The following is a 14,883-nucleotide window of genomic DNA, read 5'->3' as shown; positions in this document are numbered from 1 at the left end:
AGAATTAGGGCTACTTTGACTCTAGAACGACCTAATTTAATGTGCGAGCTTTTTACGGTTCAATTTGACAATCTACACCTTGGCGAACAGCAGTAGCTTATTTAATGAAGTACCTTTCTTCAAAAGGTGAATCAATTGTTGAACGCCTTTTTCAAGGTAGAGGACAAGAACTGCAAGTTGTCAAACGCCTTATCTTAACAGGTTTTAATTCACCGTTAAGCTCGAGTTGCGGTCGTCTTTTTGACGCTGTATCAGCCCTTCTTGGCCTTTGTTATTATAATAGTTATGAGGGACAGGCTGCTATTGAACTGGGCGAGATAGTCCTGGAGCCAGAAAAAGGGAAAAAATTAGCACCCTATTCATTTTCTATTGAGGGAAAAGTTATCCATCCCGGTGGCGTTATTGCTGGTGTGGTGGCCGACTTAGAGAATGAGGTGGCCAAGGAAATTATAGCCACCCGTTTTCACAATACAGTCCTGGCGATGGTATGTGAGGCTGTTCGCGCGGTTGCTAAAAGAACAGGTATAAGGACTGTAGCTCTAAGCGGCGGAGTCTGGCAAAACAGGTACCTTTTTAGCCTTGCTAAGGAGATCTTGCCTAGCGAGGGTTATCATCTGTTGGTCCACCGGCATGTACCGGCAAATGATGGAGGTCTATCCCTGGGTCAGGCAGTGATCGCCTGCCGGAGGTGGCAACAATGTGCTTAGCTATTGTGGGGAAAGTAATTAAGTTAAATGAGACGCATAATACTGCGATAATTGATATTCACGGTGTCCGCAGGGAGATATCTGTAGCTTTACTGGGTCAGGTAAATGTTGGCGATTATGTTCTGGTGCATGCCGGATTTGCCATACAAAAGATTGATTTAAAAGAAGCTGAAGAGATGGTGAAAATGTGGGAGGAACAATTAAACGATGTTAGCCTTGGATAGATTCCGTGACGAGGAATTGAGCAGAAAACTCACACGTAAGGTCTTTGGGTTGGCGGACCAAGTTGCCGAACGTCTTGGGCGCCCTGCAGTTTTTATGGAAGTATGCGGAACGCACACAGTATCTATCTCCAGGATGGGATTGCGCAGCCTGTTGGCGGGCCGTCTGGAACTGAGAAGCGGTCCGGGATGTCCCACTCGATGACCACGGAGTTGGTCTCCACCCATTTGGCGCTCCCGTCCTTGGCCAATACCTTGAAAGGGCAGGAGTATACTGGGCTCTTTTTCTCCAGCAATTCCCTGTAGTGCTTTATAGCACTTTCCCGGTCTTCGGGATGTATGAACTCCAGGAAAGGCCTGGATAGAAGCTCTTCAACTGTATAGTCCGTGTGTTTTACAGTCGCGCGGTTTACAAAGGTGACTACACCGTCCCGGACCACAATGATGGCCTCCGCGGCGTTTTCTACCAGGGCCCCGCGCTTTTGGAGGCACGAACCTATAATCTTCATTTCCTTGACGCAGGAGAAATACACTGAAAATAACACTCACCCCAAAAGTATACGCCGCAGCGGCGGCACAACTTGTTTTTTCCGTGACATTACACCGGGGAGGAATACACTTGCCTTACCCGGGGGCACGTTGAAAGCCTGCTCTACTACCCTCGCCTGCTGGCCGGCAAAGAAAAGTTCCGTGCCATTGCGCATCAGGTCAGTAATCATCATTAGTAATAGGTCATAATTGTTTTCTTTACAGAGCTTCTCCATCTCTTCCAAAAGGGCTTCCTGGCTTACCGGGAGGGCTTGTTGGTCGACTACTTCTATTTGACCGATACCTACCACATAGTTACCCAGGTAAAATTCTTTAAAGTCTTCCAATATAATATCGCGGCCTGAGCGGCCGGCCAATAGTGACCCTGCCTGGAACATTTTTTTACCAAATTCAGTTGGATTTATACCCGCCAATTCAGCAAGTTTTGTTATTTGTTGTCTGTCTTCCTCAGTAGTAGTAGGTGACTTTAAAATCATAGTGTCAGACAATATGGCAGCACATAGTATTCCAGCTATTTCTTTAGGAGGAGTGATGTGCTTTTCAGAAAATATTTTGCTAATTATAGTAGATGTGCTTCCGACAGGTTCATTGCGAACTAAAATTGGCTCAGAGGTTTCTATATCCGCTACCCGGTGGTGGTCAATAATCTCAAGTATTTCGGCTTGTTCAATACCAGGAACGGCCTGGCTTTTTTCATTGTGGTCCACTAGAATTAACTTTTTGCCTCGCATGGCCAAAAGGTGATACCGCGAAATCATGCCCAAAAAACGGTTTTGTTCATCTACCACAGGGTAATTGCGGTAGCGCGTTTCCAGCATAGTTCTTTTAACTTCTTCTACCAGGTCGTCTTGGTGGAAGAGCACTAAATTTTCTTTACGCATGATGTTTTTAACCGGCGCGTCCATGGGCATATACCCGCTATCCCAAGCTTCCAAAAGGAGGCGCGCCAAGTCGCCAACAGTAAGTAAACCCATAAGGCGTTGCTCACCATCAACAACGGCCAAAGTTTTGACCCCGTGCTGGCGCATGAAAATTCCAGCCTGTCTCACTGTGACCTCAGGGCGGATAAAGAGAATTCCTCCGTCGAGCACATCCTCTACTCTGGTTTTCACATTGTCCACATAAGTTGGAGCAGGTACATTAAAATACTCCAGTACAAATTGTGTTTCTCGATTGAGCTCCCCACATCTTGCTGCAACAACATTATCTTCTTTTCTTATCTGATTTTGTAGGTAGGCATATCCTATGGCTGAGGCAATGGAATCGGTGTCGGGCTTTTGATGACCTATTACCAAGATTTCTTTCACCATTTTCTTCCACCTCACTCCTAGTGCTGGTAGGCAGATTTCAGCCTATAGGTTTTAAAGCTAAAGATTAATTAACTAACTGAAGTCTTCACCAACTACACCAAAAAAGAGTAAAACCGTAAAAGTTTTACCTCAAAGTGCAACTACACACATCAATATTATATAGCGTAATAGCCTTAACCTGGGTAAAAAGTCAACTGCACTCCTGCCGGGGTTTACCCTACTCCCTTTACAGCGAAGGATTGGTTACCTTCGGGGCGGGAGGCGCTGGGGTGCACTTCAACCTCATCTTTTGTAAACTCCGAATAAAGTGGTGTTCAAACCCGACTCTGGTCTGCTCTACCTTCTTCTTTACTTTTTATATCTTACACTCTAAAATGGAATCAGGCAGAAGCAAAAACGGCCGCGGGGGAGAAAAGGTATGCTGGCCAACACCCCAGAGAATACAGTTTATTACCAGGCAGGCTATTCTATCGGCAGGCAGCTTCCGGTAAACGGCCTGGAAGAAATACCGGCCAAAATAAGCAGCTTAGGAATAGGAGACCTTAAGCTGCAAAGTGTAAAAGACGACAAGATAACCATCAAATGGTATGAATGTTTAACCTGTTCTCACTTGCCACCCGTAGGCCAGCCGTTATGCTATCTGGAAGCGGGCCTATTAGCCGGAGCCCTCAACAAATTCCTTAAGAAAAAAGTAGGGGTAGAAGAAACCAAATGCTGGGGTACAGGTGAAAATTATTGCCAGATGGAAGCCACCATATACCCGGCTTCTGTCCGCGATGAACTCTATCCCTTCTTTTTCTCCGAAGAAAACAACAAATTGCTCATAGATCTTACCTTCCAAGCTCTGCAGGCAACTAGAAACTACCACCAGGCCACCTGGGGGTCTGCCAAAGAGGTGGAAGGGCTCCCTTTAAGCATCGGGGAAGCCATTTTCCACATGATACCCCTGGGCCTGGTAATTGCCGATAACCAGGGGAGAGTGGTAAAGATAAATAAGGCCGGCACCCAAATGCTAGGTTTAGCAGGCCAAAGGGTGCAAGGCCGCCTGCTAGAGGAGATATTGCCATTAACCAGGTACTCTGAAATACTTAAGTCCGGTAAACCCCAGGTATGGGAATTCCAGAAAACAAATGGGGCCACTATCATCGCCATAGGAACGCCTCTGGTGGTCCAGGCCAAAATAGAGGGTGTGCTGTGCCAGCTTTTCTCCGCCGAAAGCGAACTTGTTCGCCTTCTCCTGGAACAGCTTAAAAAAGCAGAAGCCAGAGTTGGCCATAACCCTGAAAACTTAAAGCCCGGTTGGCCCTTAGTCTTCCATTTCCACCACATCCGGACTTTAAATCACCAGTTTAGAAACGTTCTGGCTCTTGCCCAGAAAGCGGCCTGGAGCAATGCCACTATACTCATCCTAGGCGAAAGCGGCACCGGAAAAGGAATCCTGGCCCAGGCTATCCATGAGGAAAGCCCCCGCCGTAATGCGCCTTTCATAAAGGTAGACTGCGCAGCCATCCCCCCGGAACTTTTAGAATCCGAACTCTTCGGTTATGAGGAAGGCGCCTTTACCGGAGCTAAAAAGGGAGGCAAACCTGGCAAGCTTGAATTAGCTGACGGCGGGACCATCTTTTTGGACGAAATCGGGGATATGCCCCTTAATATGCAAGCCAAGATACTAAGAGCATTACAAGATAAGGAATTCGAACGGCTGGGCAGCATCCACACCAGAAAAATAGATGTGCGGGTGATAGCCGCTACCAATAAGGACTTAGAAAAAATGGTGCAGGAAGGGCGTTTCCGGGAAGATCTCTTTTACCGCTTAAATGTGGTTAAGATAGTGCTTCCACCCCTTAAAGAGCGGCCGGAAGATATACCTCTCCTGGCAGAGAGTATCTTGCAAAGGCTAAACGAAGAATACGGAAAAAAATTACGGCTTACCCCTGCGGCTATAGATTGCCTTTTAAGCTATTCTTGGCCGGGCAACGTCCGGGAATTGGAAAATGTCCTGGAGAGGGCTGTCATCTTGGCTGAAGACCAGGAAATCCATCCCCATCACCTCGCCATAGGTTATCCGGGAAAAAAGAAAGGGGTAAGGGATATCTCCCCCCTTTATAAAGTACGGATAGAAGCGGAAAAGGAGGCCATCATCCAGGCCCTAGAAGCTTTTGGAGGAGAAAAAACACGGGCCGCTAAGGCCTTAGGCCTCTCCCGCCAGGCCCTTTATGCTAAAATGTCCCGTTATGGCCTGCTTAAAAAATAATGTCAACTCTTTTTAACGTGTAAAACCCAATTGACATTGGGGTTGTTAGGCCGCCTAGCGCTGGCGGCCTTTTTCTTTTGGCACGCTTTTTGCTAAAAAATTATATCAAAAAATTCGAGAGATAGAACCTAAAAGGAGGTGGTACCAGCTTGCGCTATGTAGTGATAGGCAGTAGCGCAGCAGGAATAGCTGCTCTAGAAACCTTGCGCTCTTTGGGCGGGCCAAAGGTGAAGATTAGCCTGGTCACCCGGGATCCAGGAGAACCCTATTCCCGCTGCCTTTTACCCGACCTGATAGCAGGATATAAGACAGAAAGCTCTTTACACATTCGGCCGTCAGGGATTTACCAGAAACTAGGTATAGAGGTTTTCTCCGGCTTAGCAGCAATGGAGTTAAAGCCCTGGGAAAAAAGGGTAGTCCTGGAAGACGGCCGCGAACTCGCCTACGACTACCTTTTAGTAGCTACTGGAGCTAGCCCAGTGGGGCTGGGAGTCCCTAACGAAGAGGCCCGAGGCGTTTTCGTTTTGCGCAACTTGGAGGATGCCCAAAAAATCCTGGCCCTTACTCCCCGCATTTCCAGCGCCGTAGTAGCTGGCGGGGGGTTAGTGGGGCTTAAGGCTGCTTACGCCTTGAAAAAGGCCGGTGTCCCGCGGGTTACCGTATTGGTAACTAGTCCTCGCCTTCTAAGCCGCCAGTTGGACAACGAAGCAGCAAACTTAGTAGAAGCGGAACTGTCCCAGCTAGGCATTGAGTTTATTTATAACTGCCAAGTAACTTCCTTTGCCGCCGACCCTTACGGTAACCTTAAGAGCGTTGTGTTAAAGGACGGCCGGGAGCTACCCGGTGATTTAGCTGTAGTAGCTAAGGGGGTGCGCCCCAATACCGAACTGGTAGAGAAAGCTGGTGGCAGGGTGGAGCGAGGGATCGCGGTAGACCGCTATCTAAAAACCTCGCTCGAGGAGGTTTACGCGGCAGGAGACTGTATCCAGGTAACCGACCGGTTAACCGGGGAAAAAGTCAACTCTGCCCTTTGGACCCTGGCCTCTGAGCAGGGCCGCTATGCTGCAGCCAACATGCTGGGGATCTTGCGCCCTTACCCCCTTCCTCTTACCCGGCTTAACAGCGTCCGTTTTGGGACTTTAGGTGTTATCTCAGTGGGACGGCTAGAAGGGCCGGAAGTTCTATCCCGGTATGACCCTTTAAACCTCTCTTACCGCCGGCTGGTGTTTGAGGGCGACCGGCTGGTGGGCTTTATCTTGGCCGGAAAAGTGGATGGCGCAGGTATCTACACTGCTCTGGTGAAATCAGGCCGTCCAGCCTGGAATTTACGCTATAAACTATTGGAAGGCCAAGTAGGAGGCCTGGTCATAACTAAAAGCCAGCACTAATGCTTAAAAGCCTGCGGCTTTGCCGCATATTCTTGGAGGAGGGAGTATTCATGGAGAATACTCGTTCTATAGATCCCGCTGCCGCCAAAATGTTAGAAATCGCTCGCCAGCAAGGAATAGAAACTGCTTGGGATCGCTACGTAGCCCAGCAGCCCCAGTGCGGCTTTGGAGAACTCGGGATTTGTTGCCGGAACTGCAACATGGGACCTTGCCGGATCGATCCTTTTGGCGATGGCCCCCAAGAAGGGGTTTGCGGCGCCACAGCCGATACTATTGTGGCCCGCAATCTCCTCCGCATGATCGCGGCTGGAGCGGCATCCCACTCTGATCACGGGCGAGATGTAGTGGAAGCTCTTCACCGCACCCATATGGGAGTAGATCATGGTCCGGCTAGTCTAATCCTCCACGGCTTACGGTGCAGCCTATCCGACGGCTGGGGCGGGTCGATGCTGGCTACCGAGTTTTCCGATATTTTGTTTGGCACCCCTCACCCCATAAGGGGCCAGTGCAATCTAGGGGTGCTCCGGGTGTCAGAAAAGGCAGTAAGCATAGGAGCCTATGTGATAGCCTCAGGAATTTTTACCGTACTAGGAACAGTTCCCCCCGTGCTGGGCAGCAAGGCAGTGACAGAACTCCTTACCCAAAAGGCCAAGGAGTTGATAGGCGGTTACTTCGCTGTAGAAACAGACCCCTTTAAGGCAGCGGAGCTTATAATTAGCCACATTGACGAAAAGCGGGCAGCTTTAGGTATATAGGGGGCGGGGAAAATGCCAAAAGATGTGCTGATTAACTTTGACCGGTGCCTGGGCTGCCTATCCTGCAAGCTAGCCTGTGCTGTGGCCCATTCCCGGGAAGGCGATATCTTTAAGGCAGTATTGGGGGGCGAGAGGCCCAAAAGCCGCATATTTGTACACCAAGCAGGAAAAATAAAGGTCCCCTTAAACTGCCGCCACTGCCAGGAGGCACCTTGTATCGATGCCTGTATTGCCGGGGCCATGCACAGAAAAGAGGACGGCACAGTGACTAATGTGGGCGGAGAGCAAGAGTGTACCGGGTGCTGGATGTGCGTCATGGTTTGCCCTTACGGCGTAATAAGAAGCGATGAAGAAGGCCTTAAGGCTTTGAAATGCGACCGGGAATGCCGGGACCAGGAAGGGCTCCCTGCCTGTGTAAAGGCCTGCCCCACCGGCGCCCTGGTTTACGCTGAAGTGGATGAATTTAGCAGCCACCGGCGGGAAAGTTTCCTGCGGCGGTCCTTAAGCCAGCAGATACAATCTTAAAGCGCAGCGTACCCTAATGCTTAGGCCGGCGCCCAGGAGAAGCGCCACAAGGTTTATGGGTAGTTAAGGCAACACACCTAAGAGCAAGGCCTGTTTTTACCCCAACACACCATGGGCTGTCCGGGTATAAGTCAAGCCCTCAGTTCCCTGAGTTATCCCCACTTTTTGCAGAGCAGGCCTGCTTGAGCTTGGAAGCGAGGGGCTTCAGAGTAACGAATTCCCATATTGTCAAAGGCCACAATAAACTGAGCCCCGGTAGCCCGGCGAATATCTTCCATGACCGGTTGGATGTATATATAGCCCCCGGGCTTACCCAGATACTGCCGTACCACATCGTGACGAGCAACGGTGCGGGCCAAGTTCAAAGCTTGCAGGGCTACCCTTTGCTGAAGATCATGTTTAACGGTCCTACTAACGATTAACCCGACCAGCACAAAAGCAAGTAATAGGACGGCTAATATCAGGGATAAGACTTGACGCTGGAGGGTCAAGGTTTAAAGATACGCATTCAACAACTCTCCCGGACTTGAGTTCATTAATACCAATAAGCGGTTAGTTTAGTAATAAATTGATTGATCAAATAGTCATTGTGCAAAAATCGCATAGCTCAAATGCTAAACCCCAGGAATTTCAGTTTCCACGGCCGGTCTACCGCACTCTTCTGCTCATTAATCTTAAGCTTCAACCGCTCCTGTAGGAACTTACGGTGACTTTCCATGACCCTCTCTCCCGCCCGCTTGCTTTTGACGTAGATGTTGCAGTCATAAGCATAGCGGACAAACTTGTGGCCCCTCTTCTCCAGTTCCTTGTCCAGGTCGTCCAGGAGGATATTGGCCAGGAGTGGGCTTATTGGTCCGCCCTGGGGCGTCCCTTCAAATGTTTCTATGACCACTCCGTTTACCATGGACGCTTGCCTGGAGATAGCGGCGGATAAGTGTAAGTACCCTCTTATCCGTCACTTTCCGGGCCACCCGGGCCATAAGTCTGTCGTGGTTTACCCGGTCAAAGAATTTCTCTATGTCCAGGTCCACGGCCCATTCGTATCCTTCTTCTACGTATCGACGCGCCTTCTTTACCGCATCATGGGCTCTCCTTCCAGGTCGAAACCCATAACTTGCCTCTAAAAATTGCGGTTCAAAGATGGGCGTTAATACTTGCAGGAGGGCCTGCTGGATCAGGCGGTCCATTACGGTAGATATTCCTAATAGCCGTTTGCCTCCCCCGGGTTTCGGGATTTGTGAGCTGGCGCACGGGCTTAGGCTGGTAGGTACCTGCAAGCAGCTCTTCCCGGATGCGCGGCCATTCAGCGTGGATTTGGTCCCGAAGCCGTTCGGTCGGAATGCCGTCCACACCGGGCGCACCTCCGTTCCGCTCTACCCGCCCCAAGGCGGCTAGCATGTTCTCCCTATCCACCACCTTCTCCATCAGGCCGCTACCCTGGCCTCCGCGAGGTGACGTTCCGCTTTGTGCCGGAGAAGAACTCGGCCCTCCCGCAGTCCCCCATGCCTTCACCACTTCCTCCCGCGGGCAGACCCCTTGCGGGGAAATCTAGAGTCTTCGCCCTTCTCGCGAACGCATCGGTCCCACCTCTGACTTGATGTTCGGGCCTTCCCCTAGAGTTCATGACCCCTAAGGTACTATGCCCTCTGCTGACTCCTGCCGGTTCAGCCGGACCTCTCGGCCCGGGTTACCAGCTCTACCTGGCCTATCCGGCAGGCCTCCCCGGGTAAGAGCCAGTTTAATCTCTATCCCAAAAAAGCCTGATCTTCTCCTGTATTCTCATTAAGCCAATCCCTTCTGAAGGAAGGTGGGACACCAGTATATCTTAATAAGTGAGTTGCCGCAGCTAACCAGGCCGAATATTATTCTTGCGGCTGACATATATTTGAAAGTTGGGTGTTAAGTTAATATTTAAGGTTTGTGTTCTTGGGCACAACCTACTTGATTGGGGGATTTTGGGGCTATGAGTACTAATAATAACCTACCCTTAGCGCGGGAACGCCTGCTAAGACTTTACCGCTTTCTTCGCGAATATACGCGCATACGCCACTCTTTTCCCAAGCATATAGAAGACCAGCCGTGGCGGCTCTGGTTCTCGGAACTCCCGAACCACCCGGCCATCCGCCGCGGCTTCGCCCCCTCGGAGGACCAGCGCAAAGAAGCTACTGCTTCGGAGGCCGAGGCACCTGAATTCATTCTCACAGTACGCCGTCCCAAGCTCACGAAGCCACCCAAGCCTCCTAAATCTCTTGAAGGATGGTTGCAACCGGGCTGGGAAGACCCCCTGAAAGACGATGTGGCCATCTTCCCCAGCCGGAACATAAAAAAGCCCAACGGCAAGACGCATATAGAAAAGTTTGAGGAGGACAAAGGGCGGGTACAAGACTTTGCAGGTTGGCGATCCCTGTGGAAGGAATGGGCGGAAAATGAGCGTCCAGCTCGGCACACCATGGAAGTTTTCGAGAACTTGTACGAACTCTACGGACGCCTGGCTAGAGAAGGGGAAAGACTAGAGTTAGTCGTCGGCGATGGGCTCCTCAGCTGGAAAACTGAACAGGGTATCATTTACCATCCCCTCCTCTTACTACGTGTTCACCTGGAATTCGATGCCGACATACCGGAGTTTAGGATTATCGACATCGGGGAGCATCCTGAATTTTATTCTGTTGTCCTGCGCGATGCTCCCGTAGTCAGCCCACAGCAATTGAGCAGTGTTCATGAAGAATTGGAACTTGGGGGATTTCACCCCCTGGGAGCGGGGGATACCTCTGGCTTCTTCCGGCGCCTCGTTCAAATCCTTTCCCCACACGGCCAGTTTATGGGAAATGGTCTGCCACCCAAAGAGGCACCACAACCTGTGATCGGACGGTCTCCGGTACTCTTTTTACGGCAGCGGACACAGGGATTTGCCCGCATGCTCGACTTGATCGTAGAAGACGTTTCTGAACGTAAAGATTTACCAACATTGTTATCGGGGATTGTAGGTGTCGACTTATCTCAAAATAATGCTGCCCCCCAAGAGAGGTTAGACACCGTATATCTCGATGATGAGCCAGAGGAAATCCTTTTTAGCAAGCCCTGGAATAAAGAACAGTTGCGGATCGCCGAGAGATTAGGCCGGTACGGAGGAGTATTGGTCCAAGGTCCACCGGGTACTGGTAAAACCCATACTATCGCTAACATAATCGGTCACCTTCTGGCCCAGGGTAAGACAGTGCTAGTCACTGCTCATACCTCCAAGGCTCTGCGTGTTCTCCGTGATCAGATCGCGGCCCCACTGCGGCCCCTGTGTGTAAGCGTCCTCGACGATGATCTGGAAAGCCGCAAGCAGCTCGAAGAAGCTGTACACCACGTCGTAGAACGGCTCAGTCAGAGTGATGCCAAAACTCTGGAAAAGCAGGCAGCCAACTTGGCCACCCAGCGCCGGCAGTTACTAAAAGAGATCAGTTCTTTAAGGCAACGCCTTCTGGAGGCTGTGGGCAGCGAGTACCGAGAGATCGTCCTTGCTGGAGAAAGCTTCGAGCCCTCCAGAGCAGCCCGAGTAGTTGCCGAAGGAGAGGGACGCCATGATTGGGTCCCAGGACCTGTAGAACCCGGACACCCTCTCCCCCTCTCCATAATGGAGTTGGCTGAACTCTACCAAACTAATGGTACTGTACCGCCCGAAGATGAACAGGAAATGGCCCTTGGCTTGCCGGCGCCGGAAGACCTTTTGTTTCCGGAGCACTTTGCCGAACTGGTGGCCGTATTGTCCCATCCTAATGCGACGGTTCAGGCAGATCTTTGGGAATCTGCTTCAGAATCTGAAGCACCGGCAGAAACCCTTGAAGATCTAGCTCGGGAAGCGAGAGTGTTGGGAAGGCAATTGCTGGAAGCCGAACCGTGGGAACTAGCCGCGGCTGACTCAGGAATTAAGGGAGAAACCCATTGTTCGCCCTGGAAACATTTGCTACAGCTGGCTGAACTTATCGACCGACAGATTGCCGAATCTCAAGAGTTGTGTATCCTTCACCGTCCTGAGGTGGCTTCTGGCGTCTCCCTGGAAGAACAGCAGCGCCTAGCCCAGGCGCTGGCAGCGGAAGCAGAGCGCCGTGGGGGGAGCATCAATGGCCTTTCTCTTCTTTTACGGCCGGCTTGGCGGAAATTTGTACAAAGCACCCGTGTAGCCTCGGGGCAACCCAGGTCAACCGACCATTTTCGCGCTCTAGCTGCGGTTTTGGGAATAAGGAAAGTACGCCAAGAGCTACTGGCACGGTGGGAATATCTCATCACCCGCCGCGGAGGGCCTTCTCCTGAGCAGTTAGGTGAGGAGCCAGAGCGTACGGTGGCACAATATGCGCCGCGTTTGATATATTGGCTTGAATTTAGCAGCAGTGCCCTCGTGCCCCTCATAGTCTCCCTACAAAAGCACGGGTTTCGCTGGCAAGCCTTTCTCCAGCAGCAACCTCCTGATCCCTCTCCCTTTGGCGAATTACGCGCCCTGGGGCACGCCCTCATGGTTCAGTTGCCGCCAATTTTGGAGGCCAGGGCCCTGGCCATTCGCCAGTCCCAGGCCTGCGCCGAGCTAGAAAAACTGGCCAAGCGGTTGGAAGCACTGCCAGGGCGAAAACAGAGCACCCTGACCGACCAACTATGCCAGGCTATACAAAATCAGGATGCAGAAACTTATTCCTCACTGTATACGCGTATTACTGACCTTTATCAGCGGCAGGTTCACCTAAAGCGACGTCAGGACCTCTTGGAGCATCTGGAACGGGTTGCTCCAGGTTGGGCGTCGGCTATCCGCAGCCGCCACGGGGTACATGGCCAAGCTAAAATGCCAGGAGATCCTGTTCTCGCCTGGCAGTGGCGGCAGCTCCATGATGAACTGGTACGCCGGGCTTCTCTATCCGTGTCGGAGTTACAGGAACGCCTGAGGAAGAGAACAGATATATTACGCCAGATAACCACTGAGCTCATTGAGTGTCGAGCTTGGGCCGCACAGTTACAGCGCACAACGTTGGAGCAGCAACAAGCGCTAGTCGGTTGGCTCAATATTATGAGGAGACTGGGAAAGGGAACGGGTAAACGAGCGCTGGAGTTGCGAGCTGCGGCTGCACGCTACCTCAGTCGTGCCCGCGAAGCAGTACCGGTCTGGATTATGCCCCTTGCCCGCGTTGCCGAACAGTTTGATCCCCGCACTACTCGGTTCGATGTGGTGATCATAGATGAAGCTAGCCAGTGCGATGCTCTGGCCCTTGTAGCCCTCTACTTGGGCGAACGTGTGGTAGTAGTGGGCGACCATGAGCAGGTGAGTCCCGAAGGGATCGGACAAGAGCAGGAGCGGATACAGGTCCTCATTTCCGAGTACCTACGTGACATACCCAATGCCATACTTTACGATGGTAGACGTTCCATATACGATATCGCCCGCGAGTCCTTCGGTGGCACCATTATGCTGGTGGAACACTTCCGGTGTGTGCCGGAGATTATCCAGTTCAGCAATTTTCTTTGTTACAACGGCCGCATCAAACCCCTACGAGAATCCGCCAACGTGGCGCTCAAGCCGCACGTGGTGCCTTACCGGGTGAAAGAGGCATATGTAGAACACAGGGTGAATCGCAAAGAAGCATGGGAGTTGGTCTCGCTGCTTGTGGCGGCCATACACCACCCAGCCTACGAAGGAAAGACGTTTGGTGTCATCTCGTTGGTGGGCGAGGAGCAAGCACGATTTATAGATTCTCTGCTACATCAATACCTGCCTGAGCGAGAATACAAAAACCGCCGCCTCCTCTGTGGTACTGCGGCCCAGTTTCAGGGAGACGAGCGGGATGTGGCATTTCTCTCCCTGGTGGACGCTCCTAGCGGAAGCCCCTTGCGTATGCGGGACGAGGACCGCTTCCGGCAACGGTTTAATGTAGCGGCCAGCAGAGCGAAAGACCAAATGTGGGTAGTGTACTCCCTCGACCCCCATGTAGACCTCAAGCCCGGTGATCTTCGCCGCCGGCTGATAGAATACGCCCTGGATCCAGAAGCAATTACACGTACTCTGGAACGTGAAGGTTTTCGCACTCAATCTCCTTTTGAACGGGCAGTATTAGAGCGGTTAGTGGCGGCCGGTTACCGCGTACATGCCCAGTGGCCGGTGGGTTACTACATTATCGACCTCGTTGTAGAGGGTTCTGACCGACGGGTGGCCATAGAATGTGACGGGGACCGGTGGCACCCGTTGGAAAAGTTACCAGAGGATCTAGCCCGTCAAGCGGTTCTAGAGCGCCTGGGTTGGAAGTTCATTCGCATACGTGGAAGCGAATTCTATCGTGATCCGGAGGGAACCATGGAGATAGTCTTCAAGCAACTTCGGTCATACGGTATAGAGCCCGAAGGCTTCTTCTCTCCATTAGCCTCGAATAACCAACGGGGCGAGCTGGTAGAGGAGATCGTCCGTAATGCGGCAGAGCTGCGACATGAGTGGGAAGAAGGTAAAGCAGCCTCGTTATAAAGGAAGACGCTAGAACCTCGGTTGCGCCCAGGCAATTTTCGCGCCTGCCATAATAAGCCTAAAGCCTTTTAATCCTCGGGCCGAATACTTGGCTAAACTTGACCAAAGTCTCTACCGCCCAATCCTGCAGCTCATTTAATTCTTCTTCACTGGCGTTGATACTGCCTTCTCTATAGGCTGCTATGCGACAGGCTCTGGCATCGTCTAATCTTTCCCAACTTAAAGGCATATTAAGTTCTCGTTCTATACTTTCCTTCTGTTGGAAGAGCTGGTCAAAGAACTGTTTATTCTTTTCTTTATCCCCTGTATCGATATAAACCTCTACGCTAAACCGGCCTTTGCTTTTAAAGGCAGCAGCATAAGCAAAACCTGTTCTACCCGCGCCAATATTGCACCAGCTTTGGGGCAGCCCTTTCTTGGCGTTAGTTATGCCTGGGGCACGCTCTTTAAGTCTTTCCAGGTAAGTAGTCCAAAACTCCTGATAAGCTTCTCCTCTAGCGGTGATGGCTCTGGAGCTAGCTACCGTCTTCTGCCACTCGTTGGGTTGAGAGACAAGCTTAAAAAGGGGAGCCGGGCGAGAATTATCAATACGCACCAGTTTAATCTCTATTCCGAAGTAACCGTCAAATATAACCCACTTTTTGCCCTTACGTAAGATAAGAATAAAGAACCCCCACCGATTTCTGAGATGGG

Annotated in this window: 11 protein-coding genes and 2 pseudogenes; 8 read left to right on the top strand and 5 right to left on the bottom strand. The window is 51.3% G+C overall.

Translation table 11 applies throughout. From position 1 onward, the window contains the following. Nucleotides 1-86 precede the first annotated feature (86 nt). From AC1BI1_RS14525 to AC1BI1_RS14515, 3 genes and pseudogenes are all read left to right on the top strand, one after another. A pseudogene (locus tag AC1BI1_RS14525) lies at nt 87-707 on the top strand (Kae1-like domain-containing protein); the annotation flags it as partial. After that, the gene (locus AC1BI1_RS14520) at nt 698-931 is read left to right on the top strand and encodes a HypC/HybG/HupF family hydrogenase formation chaperone (RefSeq protein ID WP_476718023.1); all 234 of its coding nucleotides are present in this window, start codon (nt 698-700) and stop codon (nt 929-931) included. The pseudogene AC1BI1_RS14525 and the gene AC1BI1_RS14520, both read left to right, overlap by 10 nt. After that, entirely contained in the window at nt 915-1,133 is a 219-nt protein-coding gene (locus tag AC1BI1_RS14515) for a hypothetical protein (RefSeq protein WP_476718022.1), read from the top strand. Before AC1BI1_RS14520 ends, AC1BI1_RS14515 begins: the two co-directional genes overlap by 17 nt. Here AC1BI1_RS14515 and AC1BI1_RS14510 read toward each other — a convergent pair. Continuing rightward, nucleotides 1,054-1,461: a PAS domain-containing protein gene (locus AC1BI1_RS14510; RefSeq protein WP_476718021.1), complete on the bottom strand. Its 408-nt coding sequence runs from the start codon at nt 1,459-1,461 to the stop codon at nt 1,054-1,056. The two genes, AC1BI1_RS14515 and AC1BI1_RS14510, sit on opposite strands and share 80 nt — an antisense overlap. Before the next feature lie 12 nt (nt 1,462-1,473). After that, complete coding sequence (locus tag AC1BI1_RS14505) at nt 1,474-2,787, bottom strand: putative manganese-dependent inorganic diphosphatase (RefSeq protein ID WP_476718020.1); 1,314 nt, start codon at nt 2,785-2,787, stop codon at nt 1,474-1,476. Between the two features lie 418 nt (nt 2,788-3,205). Between AC1BI1_RS14505 and AC1BI1_RS14500 the strand changes: the two genes are divergently transcribed. From AC1BI1_RS14500 to AC1BI1_RS14485, 4 genes are all read left to right on the top strand, one after another. After that, nucleotides 3,206-5,041, top strand: a complete 1,836-nt coding sequence (locus tag AC1BI1_RS14500) for a sigma 54-interacting transcriptional regulator (protein ID WP_476718019.1) — start codon at nt 3,206-3,208, stop codon at nt 5,039-5,041. A gap of 149 nt (nt 5,042-5,190) precedes the next feature. Further along, nucleotides 5,191-6,429, top strand: coding sequence for an NAD(P)/FAD-dependent oxidoreductase (locus AC1BI1_RS14495; protein ID WP_476718018.1), 1,239 nt, complete (start codon nt 5,191-5,193; stop codon nt 6,427-6,429). A 50-nt stretch (nt 6,430-6,479) separates the two neighbouring features. After that, nucleotides 6,480-7,184 (top strand): hypothetical protein, encoded by a 705-nt coding sequence (locus AC1BI1_RS14490; RefSeq protein ID WP_476718017.1) that lies wholly within the window; start codon nt 6,480-6,482, stop codon nt 7,182-7,184. Between the two features lie 12 nt (nt 7,185-7,196). Then, nucleotides 7,197-7,709: a 4Fe-4S dicluster domain-containing protein gene (locus AC1BI1_RS14485; protein WP_476718016.1), complete on the top strand. Its 513-nt coding sequence runs from the start codon at nt 7,197-7,199 to the stop codon at nt 7,707-7,709. A gap of 152 nt (nt 7,710-7,861) precedes the next feature. On the opposite strand, the gene AC1BI1_RS14480 is transcribed toward AC1BI1_RS14485, so the two are convergent. Both AC1BI1_RS14480 and ltrA read right to left on the bottom strand, forming a co-directional pair. Further along, nucleotides 7,862-8,200, bottom strand: a complete 339-nt coding sequence (locus AC1BI1_RS14480) for a hypothetical protein (RefSeq protein ID WP_476718015.1) — start codon at nt 8,198-8,200, stop codon at nt 7,862-7,864. A gap of 122 nt (nt 8,201-8,322) precedes the next feature. Further along, a pseudogene (gene ltrA, locus AC1BI1_RS14475) lies at nt 8,323-9,134 on the bottom strand (group II intron reverse transcriptase/maturase); the annotation flags it as partial. Nucleotides 9,135-9,672: 538 nt separating this feature from the next. Here ltrA and AC1BI1_RS14470 point away from each other — a divergent pair. Continuing rightward, a complete protein-coding gene (locus tag AC1BI1_RS14470; RefSeq protein ID WP_476718014.1) occupies nt 9,673-14,190 on the top strand; it encodes an AAA domain-containing protein in 4,518 nt (1,505 codons plus the stop codon). Nucleotides 14,191-14,248: 58 nt separating this feature from the next. Here the strand turns inward: AC1BI1_RS14470 and AC1BI1_RS14465 are convergent. Beyond that, nucleotides 14,249-14,883: DUF4268 domain-containing protein (locus tag AC1BI1_RS14465; RefSeq protein WP_476718013.1), on the bottom strand; the 635-nt coding region annotated here is incomplete at its 5' end.

Source organism: Thermanaeromonas sp. DSM 22490 (genome assembly GCF_056378755.1).
The sequence above is the reverse complement of the archived record's forward strand: the minus strand, read 5'-3'. Positions and strand labels throughout refer to the sequence as shown.

Coding starts and splice junctions, on each gene's coding strand:
- AC1BI1_RS14520 (WP_476718023.1), top strand. CDS start 698: ATGTGCTTAGCTATTGTGGGGAAAGTAATTAAGTTAAATGAGACGCAT.
- AC1BI1_RS14515 (WP_476718022.1), top strand. CDS start 915: ATGTTAGCCTTGGATAGATTCCGTGACGAGGAATTGAGCAGAAAACTC.
- AC1BI1_RS14505 (WP_476718020.1), bottom strand. CDS start 2,787: ATGGTGAAAGAAATCTTGGTAATAGGTCATCAAAAGCCCGACACCGAT.
- AC1BI1_RS14500 (WP_476718019.1), top strand. CDS start 3,206: ATGCTGGCCAACACCCCAGAGAATACAGTTTATTACCAGGCAGGCTAT.
- AC1BI1_RS14490 (WP_476718017.1), top strand. CDS start 6,480: ATGGAGAATACTCGTTCTATAGATCCCGCTGCCGCCAAAATGTTAGAA.
- AC1BI1_RS14485 (WP_476718016.1), top strand. CDS start 7,197: ATGCCAAAAGATGTGCTGATTAACTTTGACCGGTGCCTGGGCTGCCTA.
- AC1BI1_RS14470 (WP_476718014.1), top strand. CDS start 9,673: ATGAGTACTAATAATAACCTACCCTTAGCGCGGGAACGCCTGCTAAGA.